Annotated in this window: 17 protein-coding genes; 8 read left to right on the top strand and 9 right to left on the bottom strand. The window is 62.6% G+C overall.

What is annotated here, in order from left to right; translation table 11 throughout:
* Positions 1-10 precede the first annotated feature (10 nt).
* The 3 genes from P3T23_RS07100 to P3T23_RS07090 form a co-directional block, all read right to left on the bottom strand.
* Entirely contained in the window at positions 11-2,407 is a 2,397-nt protein-coding gene (locus P3T23_RS07100) for a type VI secretion system Vgr family protein (RefSeq protein WP_429315780.1), read from the bottom strand.
* Positions 2,408-3,556: 1,149 nt separating this feature from the next.
* Entirely contained in the window at positions 3,557-4,171 is a 615-nt protein-coding gene (locus tag P3T23_RS07095; protein ID WP_429315475.1) for a hypothetical protein, read from the bottom strand.
* 110 nt (positions 4,172-4,281) lie between these two features.
* Positions 4,282-5,232 carry a GGDEF domain-containing protein gene (locus P3T23_RS07090; RefSeq protein ID WP_429315474.1) on the bottom strand — a complete coding sequence of 317 codons (951 nt, stop codon included), beginning with the start codon at positions 5,230-5,232 and terminating at the stop codon, positions 4,282-4,284.
* 561 nt (positions 5,233-5,793) lie between these two features.
* Here P3T23_RS07090 and pstS point away from each other — a divergent pair.
* From pstS to P3T23_RS07075, 3 genes are all read left to right on the top strand, one after another.
* Positions 5,794-6,822, top strand: a complete 1,029-nt coding sequence (gene pstS / locus P3T23_RS07085) for a phosphate ABC transporter substrate-binding protein PstS (RefSeq protein ID WP_429315473.1) — start codon at positions 5,794-5,796, stop codon at positions 6,820-6,822.
* Between the two features lie 73 nt (positions 6,823-6,895).
* Entirely contained in the window at positions 6,896-7,282 is a 387-nt protein-coding gene (locus P3T23_RS07080) for a thioredoxin family protein (RefSeq protein WP_429315472.1), read from the top strand.
* The gene (locus tag P3T23_RS07075; protein ID WP_429315471.1) at positions 7,282-8,007 is read left to right on the top strand and encodes a cytochrome c biogenesis CcdA family protein; all 726 of its coding nucleotides are present in this window, start codon (positions 7,282-7,284) and stop codon (positions 8,005-8,007) included. The genes P3T23_RS07080 and P3T23_RS07075 overlap by 1 nt, the downstream gene beginning before the upstream one ends.
* Positions 8,008-8,048: 41 nt before the next feature.
* On the opposite strand, the gene P3T23_RS07070 is transcribed toward P3T23_RS07075, so the two are convergent.
* On the bottom strand, positions 8,049-8,561 hold the full coding sequence (locus tag P3T23_RS07070) for an arsenate reductase ArsC (RefSeq protein ID WP_429315470.1): 513 nt from the start codon (positions 8,559-8,561) through the stop codon (positions 8,049-8,051).
* A gap of 461 nt (positions 8,562-9,022) precedes the next feature.
* Here P3T23_RS07070 and P3T23_RS07065 point away from each other — a divergent pair, with 461 nt between their 5' ends.
* Positions 9,023-9,409: an SgcJ/EcaC family oxidoreductase gene (locus P3T23_RS07065; RefSeq protein WP_429315469.1), complete on the top strand. Its 387-nt coding sequence runs from the start codon at positions 9,023-9,025 to the stop codon at positions 9,407-9,409.
* A gap of 97 nt (positions 9,410-9,506) precedes the next feature.
* Here the strand turns inward: P3T23_RS07065 and mctP are convergent, their stop codons facing one another.
* Complete coding sequence (gene mctP / locus P3T23_RS07060; RefSeq protein WP_429315468.1) at positions 9,507-11,000, bottom strand: monocarboxylate uptake permease MctP; 1,494 nt, start codon at positions 10,998-11,000, stop codon at positions 9,507-9,509.
* The gene (locus P3T23_RS07055) at positions 10,997-11,194 is read right to left on the bottom strand and encodes a DUF3311 domain-containing protein (protein ID WP_429315467.1); all 198 of its coding nucleotides are present in this window, start codon (positions 11,192-11,194) and stop codon (positions 10,997-10,999) included. The genes mctP and P3T23_RS07055 overlap by 4 nt, the downstream gene beginning before the upstream one ends.
* Before the next feature lie 457 nt (positions 11,195-11,651).
* Between P3T23_RS07055 and P3T23_RS07050 the strand changes: the two genes are divergently transcribed.
* Genes P3T23_RS07050 through P3T23_RS07040 form a run of 3 tightly spaced genes read left to right on the top strand, consistent with a single transcriptional unit; the run spans position 11,652 to position 15,042 of the window.
* Positions 11,652-12,056, top strand: a complete 405-nt coding sequence (locus tag P3T23_RS07050; RefSeq protein ID WP_429315466.1) for a heme-binding protein — start codon at positions 11,652-11,654, stop codon at positions 12,054-12,056.
* Positions 12,057-12,094: 38 nt separating this feature from the next.
* Positions 12,095-14,272: a malate synthase G gene (locus tag P3T23_RS07045; RefSeq protein WP_429315465.1), complete on the top strand. Its 2,178-nt coding sequence runs from the start codon at positions 12,095-12,097 to the stop codon at positions 14,270-14,272.
* Entirely contained in the window at positions 14,269-15,042 is a 774-nt protein-coding gene (locus P3T23_RS07040; RefSeq protein ID WP_429315464.1) for an SDR family oxidoreductase, read from the top strand. The genes P3T23_RS07045 and P3T23_RS07040 overlap by 4 nt, the downstream gene beginning before the upstream one ends.
* A 42-nt stretch (positions 15,043-15,084) precedes the next feature.
* Here the strand turns inward: P3T23_RS07040 and P3T23_RS07035 are convergent, their stop codons facing one another.
* From P3T23_RS07035 to P3T23_RS07025, 3 genes are all read right to left on the bottom strand, one after another.
* Positions 15,085-15,393, bottom strand: a complete 309-nt coding sequence (locus P3T23_RS07035) for a hypothetical protein (protein WP_429315463.1) — start codon at positions 15,391-15,393, stop codon at positions 15,085-15,087.
* A gap of 75 nt (positions 15,394-15,468) precedes the next feature.
* Entirely contained in the window at positions 15,469-15,849 is a 381-nt protein-coding gene (locus P3T23_RS07030) for a DUF5594 family protein (RefSeq protein ID WP_429315462.1), read from the bottom strand.
* 68 nt (positions 15,850-15,917) lie between these two features.
* Positions 15,918-16,289 (bottom strand): hypothetical protein, encoded by a 372-nt coding sequence (locus tag P3T23_RS07025; protein ID WP_429315461.1) that lies wholly within the window; start codon positions 16,287-16,289, stop codon positions 15,918-15,920.
* Between the two features lie 164 nt (positions 16,290-16,453).
* On the opposite strand from P3T23_RS07025, the gene P3T23_RS07020 reads away from it, so the two are divergent.
* Positions 16,454-17,353 (top strand): LysR family transcriptional regulator, encoded by a 900-nt coding sequence (locus P3T23_RS07020; protein ID WP_429315460.1) that lies wholly within the window; start codon positions 16,454-16,456, stop codon positions 17,351-17,353.
* Positions 17,354-17,441: the final 88 nt, after the last annotated feature.

The raw sequence follows: 17,441 nt of genomic DNA, 5'->3' as shown, positions 1-17,441 counted from the left end.
CTTCGGATGCTTATTCATTAGGCTCACGCAATTCTTCCGTCGCGAGCCATTCATTTCCTTCTACCCAAATATCGACCTGCTCCTGCTCTTTCGTATAGAAGCGCGGACTCGTACCAAACCGGTCAGTGGTTCCACTCGCTAGCGTCGTCCCACTCTTTTCTGAAACGTAGTATCGAGTGTGCGCCCACGCGTGTGTGGTGTCGTCTGACACCACGTCTAGGCCCGAAAGATCCAGCAGATTGCTATACCGTTTCATATCTACCGGTATCGGCAAGGCAGATACGGGAACACGCATCGACGCCTTGCCCTTCTTCTGGATCGTGATGACCTTCAGGAACAGGTCGAGCGGCCCTCCTAGGGTAATGTTGCCGTCCTTTAACTGGATAAACGCCCCTCCCGATTCGAGTGTGAGTTCCTTCCTCGCGCTGATACGCACCGCGCCGTTGACGCTCGCCATCGTCAGGTCCTTGTCCGCAATGAATAACATGGCATTGCTTTGCGCCTGAATCTCGATGGGGCCTTGGGCAGCAAAAGCCTTGAAGCCGAACTTCTGCGCGAACAGCGAAATCTTTTCACCCGCCGCGACCGTGAACCGCTTCAACACGCTCCAGTCGGCACTCTTTCCGGCGACAGTCGAGATGCTGTCCTGCGCTGAAAGCTGCACACCGCCACCCGCGACGATGCCCGCAGAGGCGGGCGTACTCATCAGCAGCCCCGGCTTCTTCAGGCCGTCGAAATCCTCCTTCATCTGCTGCTGCGCACCGGTGTCCGCAGGTTCGGCCTTCGCACTGCTGGCAGACGCTGCCAGCGCCTTTGCCGTCGCCAGGGCGCTTTCGAGCTGGGCGATGGTTTCCTGCATGTCAAGCTGCTTGCCACTCGCGCCTGGACGGTCGTAGGCCGTGACCATCACACCCTTACCCGCGCGAAGCGCCCCCCATCCCGCAGACCTCAGCTCATAGCCTTCACCCCGGTATTCGAGCTTGCTGTTCACCAGGTAACCGAGATTCAGTTGCGACTTGCCAGAGTGCTCCGTGCTGACCTTGATGCCTTCCTGGCCCGCCCAGTCCTCCATGCGAACCTTGTTGTTCGCCTGCGTGCGGATCATGTTGCGCGAGAGCCAGCGCCGGTCGTTCGTCACCAGGTCGCGCGCCTGGCTATGGTGATGGAAGGCGGTGATTTCAGGCTTGTCCGGGTCCCCGTCCCTGAAGGAAATCACGGCCTCGTCGTTATCCAGCGCCACGAAGTGCATGCCGGTTTGCAGCTTGCCCGCGAAGGGCTTTGCAAGGCGCAGCGGCACACTCTCACCGCCATTGGGCCAGGTCCCGAAGTCGGCATCCAGACGGACTACGTAATATCCGGCAGAATTCAGATAGCCATAGGTGTATTTATCCGGGCTGCACACGCGGGCACTGAGCGTACCGGAGATGCGTGCCCATTTCTGCGGTTCAAGCTGGAGCCTGAATCTCCGGTCGGCAGGAATCGCCTTGAAGCTGTTTGAATAGGACGCATCGCGCACGCCGCAATGCGTGACCTCGATAACTACCTGGCCTTTCGGCGCATCGCGCAGGACAATATCAGTCTCCAGCACGCGCGCGCACTGCAACGCCAGCACGTTGCTCTCGCCCTCGTAGATGACCTGTCGTGCGATGGCCGCCTCATGACGAAGCTGCGCCTCCCACTTCGCGCCCGCCTGGTCGAGGTGATGCGTGCCATAGATGTAGGGCTGGCCGTAGGTCGTCGGGTCCTGCGGCGCGATGTTGGCCTCGTCCCTGAACCGCTCCCAGGCTTGCTCCGGGTTGTAGTCCGCGACCATGAACGACTGCGGCACCGTCTCCGTGTGAGTCTTCAGTGTCGTCACCGCTTCGACGCCGCCCGCCTCCAGGCCCGCGGCCTCCCGGTACGGTACGATCCGTTGCGGATCGTCGTAGAGGTAATGGTCGATGTCATCTGCAAATACAATCTGGTCGCCGTATTCCGTCTCCACGATGAAGCAGTAGATGGCGGCTTTTTCCATGAGCATGTGCACATAGTCGAAATCGGTCATCCGGTACTGGAAACGCCACAGTTGAACCGGATACTGGCGGCGCAGGCGGAGCGATACCAGGTGATCCGGGATGCCGTGGCCGCACACGATTTTCTGGATGATCTGCGGCGTCGTGAGCTGCTGGAAGACCTGCGTGTTCGTGACGGCCTGGAGCCGTCCGAAGTGCGATTTCAGGACGATCCGGTACTTCGTGAAATCCTTCGTGGTCTGGATCGTCGAGAAACGCTCGATGAATCCGGAGAACTTCCGGGGCGCGCCATCGTCGGGCACGATGGAAAACGTCGCGTCGCGGCTCAGGTAATCGGAGCGCGCAAGCTGTTGCGGATGGGTCAACTCGATACGCACCTCGACAGGTGCGCCCATCTTTTCGGTCGCCTCGAACGACACGACCGACAGCGCCGCCGCGCTATCCGTGCCGGGTACATCAAGAAAATACGCCTGGCATCCCGTGACACCCTGGTGTAATGGATCAAACTCTGCCACTCCCTGCTCCCTGAAAAAGACCAGCGACGCAGCGTCAACTGCCAAGCCCGTTACCTCAACATCTAAAACCCGGCAGGTCAACGCAATCAATATGGGATAGGCGTGTCTTGACAATTCTTGAAGGAAATCCGGCACGTTTGATTCATGGCGCATCAGAACGGTTTCTGTTGCCGCCTCCCAGCAAGTGACCTGTCCTTTCCCGCCGCCTGCCGGCAAGAATCGCGGCTGTCAGGACAGCACAGAACAACGCGACGCAACCCAGCGCCACGTAGAGATCAAGCACAGCCGGATCATCCATAGGAATCCTGTTTTTCTGAGACGTAAAAGGAAGTCTTTCGGGCAAACAGTCCCTAGTGCCGCATCGAGGGGGCGAGCGCGAGCATGCGCCATTCGTCGTCGTTCAGTGCCTTGCTGGAGGAATGGCCGCGACACTGGCTGGCAAACTGTAGCGCCGTCAGGTAATCGCGAACCTCGTCATGGCACTGCCCTGCCCGTTGCTGGAGGGTTGCCGCCAGCGCGGCGCGGCGTGTCGTGGGGAATCCATGATAGGGGATTGCAGCGTGCTGTTCCGCAGCACGAAGACCCCGGACGACATTATCCGCAGACGCGAGTGGGTGGACAAGTAAGGTGTCCAGACCATGGACGACTGGGCGGACGAAAGTCTGTCAGACAGGTTGTGTGTCGCATAAAACACACAACACATGTTTTGATTTGCTGCCTGCTTTCCACCCTTTTCCACGAGTTTCCAGTGCAACGCAGCGCATGGGGAAACGTGGGAGAACGCGAAAAGCCAGCCTGCCGGACCTCATTGCTAATTCCTCACACGCCCACAAACCCCTGTCCATAAAGGCTCTCAGGAAACGACGCAAGTTACCCACAGATTCTGTTGGCAAGGCTGTGGATAACACCGGCACACCTACGCCAAGGCCTTGACCCGCAACGATTATCGATCCGGGGGCAGCGCGCAGGCACCGCGCGATCCATTCGGTCGCCCCCTGTCACGACCCTCGACTATCCGCGCCCACAAGATCAGCGCACAAGCGCGAACGCCTCCCTGGCAGCGATGTCGCCGGAGCCGAACACCCCCGCGACCGTATAGTCGACGGCGACGCATTCAAACGTGGCGTCCATGAACGTGAACACGAAATGTCGCAGCGAAGCTTGCGGCGACGCGACGTCCCACCCTTCAGCAACGAGCGACGAATTCACCACCTCGTGCGCCGAATACGACTGGAGACCGCGTGACGCAAGCGGATGCATGTCGAGCGCGTCGTCGCCTGGCGGCCCGAGCCGATGAAAATCGGTCCCTGTGAACAGGATCATGCAGTACGGTTCCGCATCGTCATCGAACGGGCCGAAGCGTTCGAAGTCCGCATCGGCGATCCGGTACGACAGCGCGATGCGCCGCTCGCTGGCCACAAGGAAAGGCTCGCAAGCGGGACCGGGAACGGCGTCAAGCAGGACGACTTCGTCCTGCTGGCTCAGGTCGGGATTGATATTCATCGATGGCTGCCGTTGCGCGATGCGCCCGCGTTTGCGGCGGTAGTTGCGGACTTCGCGAGGTGCGTGCGAATCGGTTCCAGTGTGGCCATGCGTCACTCCCATCGGGTCAATGGGCCGCACTATGCCACGGATAGTCGACATGACGCGACTGCGCCGCGCGGGGAAGTTGAAGGTTCACAGCATCGCAAGCAAGCAGCACACGGGAAACAGGCATCTCAACTCAACCGCTCGCTGCTTACCCATGCCGGCGGTCAGGCAGGTGGCGCGCCCCAGGAGACGGTGCGATTTCTCCCCGCGCTTTTCGCGCAATACAGCGCGCGGTCGGCGCGTGCCAGTGTTGCATTCAGGTCGTCGCCAATCTCGAACCGGCAAACGCCCGCGGAAAACGAGTACCTGATCGACGACTCGTCCGCCAACCGGACCCTGCGGCCAAGCACGTTGCGCCGCATCCGTTCGACAGCCGATGCGCCATGCTCGACAGGCGTGCCGGGAAACACCACCAGGAATTCTTCGCCGCCAATACGACCGGCGATGTCCGATTGACGCGTCGCCTGCCGGCAGACCTCGCCGAAGTCGCGCAGGACAGCGTCGCCGGCCGCGTGCCCGTGCAGATCGTTGATGCGCTTGAAGTGATCCAGGTCGACGAGCGCAATGGTGAGGGGCGTCTGCGCGCCCGCGGAAGCCGACATCGCAAGCTCGAGGGCCGACATCGAATGACGCCGGCTCGCAAGCCCCGTCAGCACATCCGTGCGGGCTTCTTTCAGTGCGCGTTCGTGCGCGCCGATCCACGCCTCTTCGGTGGACTTCAGGTGAGATATGTCGGTGCCGACCACCACGATCCAGTCGTTGTCGAGCAGCGTTTCCGTCATCGAGAACCACCGCCCGTCCATCAGTTCGGCAGCGAAGGTGCGTTGCCCCGCGTGCTGGCGTCGCAGTTCCTGTGCATTCGTGATGAACGCCAGCGCATCGTCGCCTTCGATGCGCGTGCCGCGCTGGTTCAGGACGCCGCGCAGCACCACATCGGCAAAAGTGATTTCGCCATCGTTACGGCCAAGGCCGAAGGAATGCCGGAACGCGCTGTTGGCAAAAACGAGCCGGTCACTCGTGTCATAAATGGCGACGAGCAGATGTTGTCCATCGAGCGCGCACAGCAACGCTTCGTGTGCGACATCGTCAGTACACAGGTCCAGTATCGATTTCATGGACATCGGTTGAGGTTTTTCACCGTGCAGTACCGTCGAACCGGAGCGCCAACGCGAAGGCCCCGCGGCGCTCCCCTGCTGCGGATCCACTCTTTCTCCCCGGCAGGAAGAAAGGCGCCGCGGGCCGGAAGACCCGCGGCACGTGAAACGTTCCAATGATCCCGGCAGTGCGGAAAATCATGGAGAACGTGGAGACAGATCCAAGTCTACGCGCGCGCCAGGTTCGTCATCCGAAGAACAAAGAGCCGTTTCGCCCGCTATTCCGCCGTTGGCGGCCGCTTCGCCAACCCTCGCCATCTGACACGCCGGTGACATGCAAGTGACACGCGGGCGGCAGGAGCCGGCAAATCCAGTCCGCAGTTGCCCAGCCCCTTTCAGAAAGATGCGCCTCCTCTGATAGCCCGATTCAATTGGCAACTCCACCCTCACCGTCCTGTAATTAAAGCCTCGTAATTCGCGACGCCAGGCTCCGCCGATACCCGGGGAACGCTCTTATCCACGCGGCAATAGATCGCCAGGCTAGCCACTGAAGAACAGACAACCATACCAGGTGAGGCGTTCGTGATACCGGCGCGTACTCTGACTGCCGTGACTGGCGCGCTCTTCGCCGTCGCGGTGCAAGCCACCGACATAAGCGGTGCCGGCAGCACGTTCGCTGCTCCCATTTATGCCAGTTGGGCCAATGCCTACCAGAAGAGCGGCGGCGGCAAGGTGAGCTACCGGAGCGTGGGTTCGTCGGACGGCATCAGGCAGATCCTCGCCAAAACCGTCGACTTCGCGGGCTCCGACGCTCCGCTCAAGGATGAAGACCTGGCAAAGGATGGCTTGATCCAGTTCCCGACCGTTGTGGGTGGTGTGGTGCCGGTCGTCAATCTTCCGGACGTTGGACCCGGCGACCTGACGCTTTCCGGCCCGGTGCTCGGCGACATCTACCTCGGCAAGGTCACCAACTGGAATGACCCCATCATTGCCGCACTGAATCCGCACGTCAAACTGCCCGATCTTGCGATTGCCGTGATTCGTCGGTCGGACGGTTCTGGCACGACCTTCATCTGGACCCACTATCTTTCACAGGTCAATCCGGAATGGAAGCGCCGGATAGGCGAGGGCACGAATGTCCGCTGGCCGCATGGTGCTGGCGCCCGGGGTAACGAAGGGGTGGCCCTGTTCGTCCAGCGGCTGCCCGGCGCCATAGGCTACGTGGCATGGGATTTCACGAAGCAGAACCACATGGCCTACACGTCCATGACGAATGCAGCGGGCAACGCACTGCGACCGGGCCCGGACGCTTTCAAGGCGGCCGCCGCCGGGGCCGACTGGTCGAGATCGTTCCATCAGATCCTGACCAACGAGCCGGGCAAGGACGCATGGCCTGTCGTTGGTGCGACCTTCGTGCTGCTGCACACGACGCCGGACAAGCCCGGGCACGCCGAGGAAACCCTGAAGTTTTTCGACTGGGCGTTCCGGCATGGAGACCGGGCTGCCGAAGCGCTGGATTACATTCCACTTCCGGACCCGGTGGTAAGCGAAATCCGTTCGCAATGGCGCGCGAAGGTAAAGGACGCGCAGGGCAAGCCGATCGTCGAATAGCGCGACGACCCTTGCATTGCGCGGCCGCGTTCGCCCGCGCGCAACCGCCGCACTTATCAGGAAACAGGCACACATGATGAACGCTATCCGGAAGCTCCTCGTCACTTCGAGCCTGCTGTTCGTTGCCGGCTACGCGGTTGCCGGCGAGCAGGCCTTCACCCAGTCCGCTTTCGACAGCCTGAACGCCGCCGGCGCGCCCAACATCGTCTACTTTCACGCGACCTGGTGCCCGACCTGCAAGATTCAACAACCCATCGTGGACCACCTCGCCGCGCAGCCCGAGTTCAAAGGCGTCATCATCCTCGAGGCCGACTTCGATCAGGAAGTCGCCCTGAAGCGCGCCCTGAAAGTCAGCCAGCAGTCGACTTTCGTGGTCTTCAAGGGCGGTCGCGAAGTCGCTCGATCGACCGGACAGACGCGTGAGCAGGACATCAAGGACACGTTTTCCAAGGCCCTGTGATGGACTTCACGCTGGGCACGTACGCGGTGGGATTCATGGCGGGTGTCCTGACTATCCTGTCGCCTTGTGCCCTACCTCTCGTGCCGATCCTCGTGGCGTCGGCGCTGGCTGCCCACCGGTTTGGCGTCATCGCGCTCGCCCTCGGATTAGGTATCTCCTTTGCCGCCATTGGCGTTTTCGTGGCGACAGTGGGCGTATCGCTCGGGCTCGACAACGACGTCTTTCGTCATGGCGCCGCCGTGCTGATGGTCCTGTTTGGGTTCGCGATGCTTTCGCAGCGATTGCAGGCCGCGGTCAGCCGCGCGACAGCAGGGATAAGCGGAGCTGGCCAGAACTGGTTAACCAGGATAAGAGGCGACAGCCTGTCCGGCCAGTTCGCCGTCGGCCTGCTTCTGGGTGCGGTATGGAGCCCCTGCGTCGGCCCGACGCTGGGCGCAGCGACGACGCTCGCCGCGCAAGGTAGAAGCCTTGGCAGGATCGCACTGCTGATGAGTCTGTTTGGCGTGGGAGCCGGCTTGCCTCTCGCGCTTGCCGGCTTGCTGTCGCGAGTGTCGATGCTCAGGCGGGGCCGTCTCGGCTCGATCGGAGCGGCGGGAAAGACGGTTCTCGGGACGATGTTCGTCGTCTTCGGGTTCTTCATCCTCACAGGTTTCGACAAGACACTCGAGACGGCGCTGCTATCCGCAAGCCCGGCGTGGCTCACCGCATTGACTACGTCTTTATAGGCGGAACAGGACAGGCCGACGAAAGCGATCGCGCCTGCACCCTAGCTGGAGAGCACCATTTCCGTTCCGCGAAACGCCAGCCGCGACTCGACGACGGACTCCTGGCCGGCTATCGCATACTGCGGCAACGCGATCAGCATGGTGACCCGCCGGAGGATCTGCCAGAAGACCTTGTCGAAGGCACGGGCTCGCTCGTCATCGGTCATCCCTTCACCGAGCGGATCCGGGAAATTCCATTGGCAGAATTCGGGCTCACCCGGGAATGACGGCGCATGGTATTCCGCCACGCGGTCGCACATCCCGATGACGAGGTCCATGCAGGGAGCCCAGTTGCCCGTGAATTCCAGCCAGCTTTTGGGATTGAGGCGGCTGAGTTCGGAAATGCCCGGCCTTAGTTGCGCGATAGCCAACGGATGAACGCGGGCGGCGGGCTCGGCCCCCGCGCTGAACGCCTCGAACCGGTCTCCAGCCAACTCGCGCAACAAAGCTTCCGCCATCACACTGCGCGCCGAATTCTCTCTGCAGAGAAACAGCACCTTATATTTTTTGGTCACGTATCTACCCCGGGACGTGCATTTTTTCATTATGTGCAGGATTCTGTCAGGCAAGTCTTGCATCACCGTGACAGCGCAAAACGGAAAAAGCTGTGGACCCGATTCAGGCCAGATAGAAAGATCATTGAAAGAATTACGTTCTCAAAGACCGGCCCGGCTCACGTTTCCGCAGGAGATACTACCGGACGTCTTCTTCCGAAGAAATAGACAAAAAAACCAGGCTCATGCCACCCGGCGTACGCACAAACACCTGGCGGCACCCTTCCCCGGCGTGCACTGCCCCGGGCATGGATATCGCACAAGATCTGGGTGGATGCCCGGCAAGCCAGCGGGGACGCGGGACAATACCCCTGCCGGATCGCCGGAGCAACGGCCAGGCCGGGACGCTGCGAGCGTCGCGCGGGTATCCGCGGCCGTTCCGCGCCGGGCGGGACCACCGATTCCATTCGAGGAAAACCTCTATGAGCGACGATGAACGCGCCATCCGCACCCTGATCGACACCTGGATGAGTGCCAGCAGAAATGGCGACACCGCCACCGTGCTTACCCTGATGGCCGACGACGTGGTCTTCATGGTCCCGGGTCAGAAGCCTTTCGGCAAGGAGGCTTTCGCGGCCGCGTCCGAGGGGATGAAAAACGTCCTGATCGACGGCACGAGCGACATCAGGGAACTCCAGATCCTCGGCGACTGGGCCTTCCTGCGCAACTACCTCGACCTGACGATCACGCCGCCAGGCGGTGCCGCGCCGGTGCGGCGCAGCGGCTACACGCTCACGATCCTGCGCAAGGAACTGGACGGGCGATGGCTCCTCGCGCGCGATGCGAATCTGCTCACCGTGCAGACCTGACCGCCCGCGTACGGTCAAACAAAAAAGCCGACGCGAGGTCGGCTTTCCTGCTTCAGCATACCGGTCTTGACCTGCAGACTTGAAGACCGCTACCGCATCATGCGCCCGTGACCTGCCCCATCGCGCCACGTTTCGGCAGCACCGCCGACACCACGAACGTCACGACGATGTTCACCACCAGCGCGATCAGGCCGATATAGAGCGGCCAGGTCCCGCCGCCCGCATGCAGCGCGTACACCGGCTTCAGCCCCTGCGAAATCGCGAGGCCCGTACCGGTCACGATACCCACCAGCCAGCCGGCGAGCAGCCCTGCCGTCGACATGCGCTTCGTGTATAGCGTGAAGACGATCGACGGGAAGATCTGCAGGATCCACACGCCGCCGAGCAGTTGCAGATCGATCGCATACTGCGTCGGCAGGAACACGATGAAGAGCAGCGCGCCGAACTTCACGACGAGCGACACAATCTTCGCCGTCGAGGCTTCCTTCTCCGGCGTGATGTCCGGGTTCACCATGGGACGCCAGAGGTTGCGCGTAAACAGATTCGCCGCACCGATCGACATGATCGCCGCCGGCACCAGCGCGCTGATCGCGATGGCCGCGGCCGCAAAGCCGACGAACCACGCCGGGAACAGTTTGCTGAACAGGGCCGGCACCACATCGGAGGCCGACTGCACCTTGACGTCCGCTGCAATCGCCATGTAGCCGAGCAGCGCGATCAAGCCGAGCAGCAACGTATAGGCCGGCAGGAAGATCGCATTCTTCTTCACCGTCTTCGCCGACGCCGAGGACAGCACCGCCGTCATCGTATGCGGATACATGAACGCAGCAAGCGCCGACCCGAGCGCCAGCGATGCATACGCGGTGAACTGGGTCGGCTTCAAGATGATGCCGGTTGCACCGCCCTTGGCCGTGAAGAACTTGTCGGCCGCATCGAACACCGCGCCGTAGCCGCCGAGTTTCGACGGAATCAGCCACACCGCCGCGATCACGACGATGTAGATCATGATGTCCTTGACGAACGCAATCATCGCCGGCGCACGCAGGCCGCTCGAATACGTGTAGACCGCGAGAATCACGAACGCGACGACGAGCGGCAGTTCGCCGTTCACGCCAAGCCCCTTGATGACGACCTGCATGCCGACGAGCTGCAGCGCGATATACGGCATCGTCGCCACGATACCGGTGAGCGCGACGGCCGCCGGCAAAAGCTTGCCGCCGTATTCGCCATGCACGTAGTCGGCGGCGGTGATGTGGTTTTTGTCATGCGCGATCTGCCAGAGTTTCGGCATCACCGCGAACACGAACGGGTACACGATGATCGTGTACGGCAGTGCGAAGAAGCCATACGCGCCGACCGAAAACACCAGCGCCGGAACCGCGATCACGGTGTACGCGGTATAGAAGTCGCCCCCGACGAGAAACCACGAAATGATCGTGCCAAACTGACGCCCGCCGAGTCCCCACTCATGCAGTTGCGTCAGGTCCCCGCGTTTCCAGCGCGCCGCCACGAATCCAAGCACTGTCACCAGCACGAAGAAGGCGATGAAGACACTCATCGAGATGCTGTCGACCGATTTCACTTCGTTCATTTGACGCTCCGGTAGACGACATACAGCAGGAGCGACGTGAGCGGCACCCACAGCAACTGATACCAGTAGAAGAAAGGAAAACCGAAGAGCGGCGGCTCGATGTGGTTATAGAACGGTAGCCAGAGGAGCGCGATGTAGGGAATCAGCAGCAACACCTTGACCCAGGGTCGCTGCGTTTGGTCGGATGAAGTCATGATCTTGATGTTATTGAACTGAAAGGAACTCCCGGCGTGGGCGCAACGGGGATCGCCCGTGGCGCCGCGCACGAGAGCGCGTGCGCCGGGAACACATATGAAGGTTCCTGCGTAGCCGCCGCCCGTCGTCCTGAACGGCTACGTTCGCGATTATGTGCGAATCCCGCCGAGGCTGCAGCGCGCCGCGCAGGGCGATCTCGAGCGCTGCCCGGTCACGATCCCGGTGCGCTCTGCAGCAAGCCTGCCGTGTTGAAGGAGCCGCGCACGCGGGTACGCCGATATTCGCGGGCCTTCTGGACGACGCGCGCTCAACACTGCAAACTCACACTTCACGCGCCTGTCTTTCTGCTATCCCAGCCCCATTCGACGCACCCGGAAGGTGCAAACAACACCGGCCTGCGTCCAAGAATCGAACCTCCAGAAAGACCCCTTTCATCAACCAGGAAAAAAATCCATCATGCTCAGCAAACCCGTCCTGACCGTTGCAGAAGCTACGCAGATTCTCGATGCCGCCCGTGCGGAAGCCGCGAAGAACCAGTGGGCTGTCGCGATCGCGGTCGTCGACGACGGCGGCCATCCGCTCGCGCTCTCGCGCCTCGACGGCTGCGCCCCAATCAGCGCCTATATCGCCACCGACAAGGCGCGCACCGCTGCGCTTGGGCGCCGCGAGTCGAAGCAGTATGAAGACATGATCAACGGCGGCCGCATGGCGTTTCTCAGCGCACCGCTGTCGGGCACGCTCGAAGGGGGCGTGCCGGTGATCGTCGACGGACAGGTTGTCGGCGCAGTGGGCGTGTCGGGCGTGAAGGCAGACCAGGACGCACAGGTCGCGAAAGCCGGCGCACAAAGTATCCATGCCTGAAACGGGCTACAGCCTGACCTGGAAAGACGGAGCAGTTCATGACTCAGATGACCGACCAAAACGGCCTGAAGGTTGCGGCCAACCTCAAGCAGTTTGTTGAAAACGAAGCCCTTCCGGGGACCGGCGTCGACAGCGCCAGGTTCTGGGAAGGATTTGCCGCACTCGTGCACGACCTCGCACCGAAGAATCGTGCGTTGCTGGCGGAACGCGACCGCCTGCAGATCGAGCTCGACAACTGGCATCGCGCGAACCCAGGCCCGGTTCGCGATCTGCGTGCGTACCGTGCGTTTCTCGAAGGCATCGGCTATATCGTGCGGGCGCCGGCCAGCGTCAAGGCGAGCACCGCCAACGTCGATCGCGAAATCGCCGAACAGGCTGGCCCGCAGCTGGTCGTGCCGCTGTCGAACCAGCGCTATGCGCTCAATGCCGCGAACGCGCGCTGGGGCAGCCTGTATGACGCGCTGTATGGCACCGACGCCATCCCGGAAACGGATGGCGCGGAAAAGCAGGCGTCGTTCAATCCGGTTCGCGGCGCGCGCGTGATTGCCTACGCCCGGGCATTTCTCGATCAGGCCGCACCGCTTGCCAATGGCTCGCACACTGACGCTACGCGCTACAGCGTGGAGGGCGGACAACTCGTCGTCGCGCTGAAAAGCGGCTCGACCGGGCTGAAGACGCCAGCGCAATTCGTCGGCTACCAGGGCGATGCGGCTGCGCCCTCGGCCGTACTGCTGAAGCACAACGGCCTGCACTTCGAGATCCAGATCGACGCCACCGATTCAATCGGCAAGACCGACGCTGCACACGTGAAAGACGTGCTGCTCGAAGCCGCGGTGAGCACGATCATCGACTGCGAAGACTCGGTCGCGGCCGTCGACGCGGACGACAAGGTCCAGCTTTACCGCAACTGGATCGGCCTCATGAAGGGCGATCTCACCGAGCAGGTCACGAAGAACGGCAAGACCTTCACGCGCGCGCTGAATGCCGATCGCGAGTACCTCGCCGCCGATGGCTCGGCGTTCAGGCTGCACGGCCGCTCGCTCCTTTTCGTGCGCAACGTCGGGCATCTGATGACCAATCCCGCGGTGCTCGACCGCGACGGCAACGAGATTCCCGAAGGCATTCTCGACGGCGTCATCACGGCGCTCTGTGCGATCCACGACCTGCAACGCAAGCTGAATTCGCGCACCGGCTCGATCTACATCGTCAAGCCGAAGATGCACGGTCCGGCAGAAGTGGCGTTTGCGAACGAACTGTTTGCGCGCGTCGAAGCGCTGCTCGGCCTGCCGCGCAACACGATCAAGATGGGCATCATGGATGAAGAGCGCCGCACGAGCGTGAACCTGCAGGCCTGCATCGCCGCAGCGGCCGAGCGCGTGGCCTTCATCAACACGGGCTTTCTCGACCGCACCGGCGACGAAATGCATTCGGCGATGGAAGCCGGCGCGATGACGCGCAAGGGCGACATGAAATCGTCCGCGTGGATCACGGCCTATGAACGCAACAACGTGCTCGCGGGCCTGAGTTCGGGCCTGCGTGGCCGCGCGCAGATCGGCAAGGGCATGTGGGCGATGCCCGACCTGATGCACGCGATGCTCGAACAGAAAATCGCCCATCCGAAGGCCGGAGCGAATACCGCATGGGTGCCCTCGCCGACCGCCGCGACGCTGCACGCGCTGCACTATCACCAGGTCGACGTGCAGGCGGTCCAGCAGGACATGGAACGCATCGACTACGCGAGTCAGCGCGACGAACTGCTTGCCGGCCTGCTGACGATTCCGGTCGTCGAAAAGGCGCAATGGTCGGCCGACGAAGTCCGCCACGAGGTCGAGAACAACGCGCAGGGCATTCTCGGCTACGTGGTGCGCTGGGTCGATCAGGGCGTCGGCTGCTCGAAGGTGCCGGACATCAACAACATTGGCCTGATGGAAGACCGTGCGACGCTGCGCATTTCGAGCCAGCACATCGCGAACTGGCTGCGTCATGGCGTCGTCACGCGGGCGCTGGTGCAGGAAACGCTCGAGCGCATGGCGAAGGTCGTCGATATGCAGAACGCGGGCGATCCGCACTACACGCCGATGGCGCCTGATTTCGACAGATCGCTGGCTTTCAAGGCAGCCTGCGCGCTCGTGTTCGAAGGCCGCGAGCAGCCGAGCGGCTATACCGAGCCGCTGTTGCACAGATTCCGTCTCGAAGCAAAGAAGGCTTGCGCATGACCGTAACCACGACGACTCCCCTCACCCGCGCCATCGTCACCGGCCACACGCGCGGCCTCAGCGCCGCGCTCGCCGGACAGCTGCTCGACCAGGGCATCGAAGTACTCGGCGTGTCGCGCTCGCTGAATCCGGTGCTGGCGAAACGTTTCCCGCAGACGTTCAAGGATGTGGAACTCGATCTGGCCGACACCGGCCGCGTCGCCGCATGGATCGCCGGCGACGCGCTGCGCGGCTTCCTTGCCGGCGCGGCGCGCGTGCTGCTCATCAACAACGCGGGCACGGTGCAGCCGATCGGTCCGATCGAAGACCAGCAGGCAGACGCGATTGCGAACGCGGTCAGCCTGAATGTGGCGACGCCGCTGATGCTGGCCGCTGCCGTCGCCGCCGCGAGCGTCGAGGCGAGCGACCGGCGCATCGTGCATCTGTCGAGCGGTGCGGCGCGCAACGCGTATGCGGGCTGGAGCATCTATTGCGCGACCAAGGCCGCGCTCGATCATCACGCACGCGCCGTCGCGCTCGACGATAATCGCGCGCTGCGGATCTGCAGCCTGGCGCCGGGTGTCGTCGATACGGGCATGCAGGCGGAAATCCGCAGCACGGGCACGGAGAAATTTCCGCTGCGCGAGAAGTTCGACGACCTCAAGCGCAGCGGTCAGCTCGCCACGCCGGAAGCGAGCGCCGCGAAGATGATCGGGTACGTGTTGAGCGACGCCTTCGGGCAGACACCCACCGCCGATATCCGCGACATTCGCGACCTGTCGGCAGCGTGACGCTTCATCGCGGGCGGCTACGCCCGCGATGAAGCCAGGCGCTCAAACCCGCGGCAGATCGTCGATGAACTTTTCGACGTTTCCGCCGGGGACGTCGGTATCGATCCCGTCGTGGCCGTCCGTGTGCGAGACGGTCTTGATTTTTGGACCCAGCAATCGCATGCCGCCGAGCGTAAAGAGAGACCAGACGGTGTTGCCTGTGCGGAGGGCGGCGACCACGTCAGCCACCTCCACGATCTCCTGCGAGGACAGCCACTCGTGCGTCTTCGGGTTAACGAGCGCCCAGCGCACGTGCGTCACGCGGTCGTTAGCAGGGTTGATGCGTACGGCATCGATTGCGTACGTAGCCATAACCACCTCCATCGTCCTGACCTCAAAATCGTAGCACGGCGGTCGCCCCAGCCAAACGGGCAGACAAATAGGGCGTCATGCCTCGAAATCGAGGCCGCCAATTAGTATGGACGGTTCTGCCTGCGCACGCGAGCCGAAATCGACCGGGCGCCCGCCCTCCCAGTTCTGCAGCTTGCGTGGGATGGCGCCCAGATAGCGGGCAAAGCGCGCCTCGCCATCCGGCTGCATCAGTCCGTTGATCGCGTCGCTATCCCAGGTCAGCGACACGTTGAGCGGATGCACATAGCCGTGCGGGCTCCCGAGCCTGGCGCCGGTCAGGGTTACCCGCGTGGGATGCCCCGTGCCCGCGTACGGCACGACTTCGACGTGAACGTGCTGCTCGAACAGACCCGCAATCACGGCGGCGATGCGCGGCGCGAACTCCCGGTCGAACCGGGCGGCTGAATCCTGATTCATGGTGGTGTCGTTAGTGGCTTTGGGCCTGCTTTCGCCTTGCATGCCGTCGAAAAAATCACCTCGAAAAATCAGCCCGCAACGTGCCTTGCCCAGTCCAGCCAGCCGAGATTGACGGCGGCATTCACGAGGATGCCGAGCAGCGAAACGAGTGCGGCGACCATGGTCCAGAAGGCGGATCTGCGCGCCACGTCTGCCGACCGTTGCGACGCCAGCGCCGCCTCGCGCGCCTCCTGGCTCGAATGCTCCGACGCAGCGAGCGCGCGGTACGAGAGCTGGCGCCGCTCGTCGTCCTCCGTCGCCTGCTGCGTCTCCTGCTTCCGGTACATCCATTCGCGGGTCCAGTCGCGGGATTCGGGACTGGATCTGTCGGACTCGATATGCGCTCGCGCGGCGGGCGTCCCTTCGGTGTCCCACTGCTTCCACAATTCGTCCTTTGTCACGGGGCTCTCCGCTCTCCGGTATTGCGCTGCGGTCGGAAAATCGTAGCACGAAGCCACCCGCGGACTTTCCTGATGCAGCACCGCATTGCGCCTGCGGCGGCACCCTGCTATATCCTTCGCATCGGCGCCGTCCGGCGCCTTCGACGCGAACCCACACGAGCCGTATGGACCGCCTGCAAGCCATGACCGCATTTCTGACCGTGCTCGACACGGGCGGCTTCGCGTCGGCGGCTCGCAAGCTGAAGGTCTCGCCTTCGGTCGTCACGCGCATGGTGGGCGAGCTGGAAGACGCCATGGGCGTGCGGCTCCTCACGCGCACGACCCGCATGGTGCGCGTCACCGACACCGGCGCCGAATACGCCGAGCGCTGCCGCCGGATCCTTGCCGATATCGAGGAAGCCGAGCAGTCTGCCACCAGCATGCACGGCAACCCTCGCGGGCTGCTGTCGATCACGTCGTCGATGCTGTTCGGCAAGATGTATGTCACGCCGATCGTCACCGAGTATCTCGGGCGCTATAGCGAAGTCGACATCAGCTGCTGGTTTCTGGATCGCATCGTCAATATCGTCGACGAAGGTATCGACGTCGCCATTCGCCTCGGCGAGTTGCCCGACTCGTCGATGCAGGCGGTGCGCGTCGGCCGGGTTCGCCGGGTGGTGTGCGCGTCGCCGGCCTATCTCGAGCGCCATGGCATTCCCGAGACGCCTGACGAGCTGGCCCAGCACGAAATCGTGTCGGCAAGCGGCGTGTCTGCGTTGTCAGAATGGCGTTTCGGCACCGACGAGCGCAGGCAGTCGGTGCGCGTCAAACCGAGAATGACCACGACGACCAACGATTCGGCGATCAGCGCCGTCGTCGCCGGTCTGGGGCTGACACAGCTTCTGTCGTATCAGGTCGCGCAACAGCTGGGCGAAGGCACGTTGAAGGTGGTGCTGGTCGACTTCGAACCGCCGCCCCTGCCGATCCACGTGCTTCATCGGGAAGGACGGCACGTGACCAGAAAAGTACGAACCTTCCTCGATCTTGCGATCGAACGGCTGCAGGCGAATACGTCGCTGAACTGATCGCGGCCTGCCTCAATCCGCTCTGCCCCCCACTCTTCGCGTTTCGCGAATGCTGAATTCTCCCCGCGACGGATTCAAACCGGCGACC

The sequence above is a fragment of the Paraburkholderia sp. GAS448 genome (assembly GCF_050435685.1).
GTDB lineage: Bacteria > Pseudomonadota > Gammaproteobacteria > Burkholderiales > Burkholderiaceae > Paraburkholderia.
This window is presented reverse-complemented; position numbering and strand designations above follow the sequence as displayed.

Coding starts and splice junctions, on each gene's coding strand:
- P3T23_RS07090 (WP_429315474.1), bottom strand. CDS start 5,232: ATGAAATCGATACTGGACCTGTGTACTGACGATGTCGCACACGAAGCG.
- P3T23_RS07075 (WP_429315471.1), top strand. CDS start 7,282: ATGGACTTCACGCTGGGCACGTACGCGGTGGGATTCATGGCGGGTGTC.
- P3T23_RS07095 (WP_429315475.1), bottom strand. CDS start 4,171: ATGTCGACTATCCGTGGCATAGTGCGGCCCATTGACCCGATGGGAGTG.
- P3T23_RS07050 (WP_429315466.1), top strand. CDS start 11,652: ATGCTCAGCAAACCCGTCCTGACCGTTGCAGAAGCTACGCAGATTCTC.
- P3T23_RS07100 (WP_429315780.1), bottom strand. CDS start 2,407: ATGGGCGCACCTGTCGAGGTGCGTATCGAGTTGACCCATCCGCAACAG.
- P3T23_RS07035 (WP_429315463.1), bottom strand. CDS start 15,393: ATGGCTACGTACGCAATCGATGCCGTACGCATCAACCCTGCTAACGAC.
- mctP (WP_429315468.1), bottom strand. CDS start 11,000: ATGAACGAAGTGAAATCGGTCGACAGCATCTCGATGAGTGTCTTCATC.
- P3T23_RS07040 (WP_429315464.1), top strand. CDS start 14,269: ATGACCGTAACCACGACGACTCCCCTCACCCGCGCCATCGTCACCGGC.
- P3T23_RS07030 (WP_429315462.1), bottom strand. CDS start 15,849: ATGAATCAGGATTCAGCCGCCCGGTTCGACCGGGAGTTCGCGCCGCGC.
- P3T23_RS07020 (WP_429315460.1), top strand. CDS start 16,454: ATGGACCGCCTGCAAGCCATGACCGCATTTCTGACCGTGCTCGACACG.
- P3T23_RS07065 (WP_429315469.1), top strand. CDS start 9,023: ATGAGCGACGATGAACGCGCCATCCGCACCCTGATCGACACCTGGATG.
- P3T23_RS07080 (WP_429315472.1), top strand. CDS start 6,896: ATGATGAACGCTATCCGGAAGCTCCTCGTCACTTCGAGCCTGCTGTTC.
- P3T23_RS07055 (WP_429315467.1), bottom strand. CDS start 11,194: ATGACTTCATCCGACCAAACGCAGCGACCCTGGGTCAAGGTGTTGCTG.
- P3T23_RS07045 (WP_429315465.1), top strand. CDS start 12,095: ATGACTCAGATGACCGACCAAAACGGCCTGAAGGTTGCGGCCAACCTC.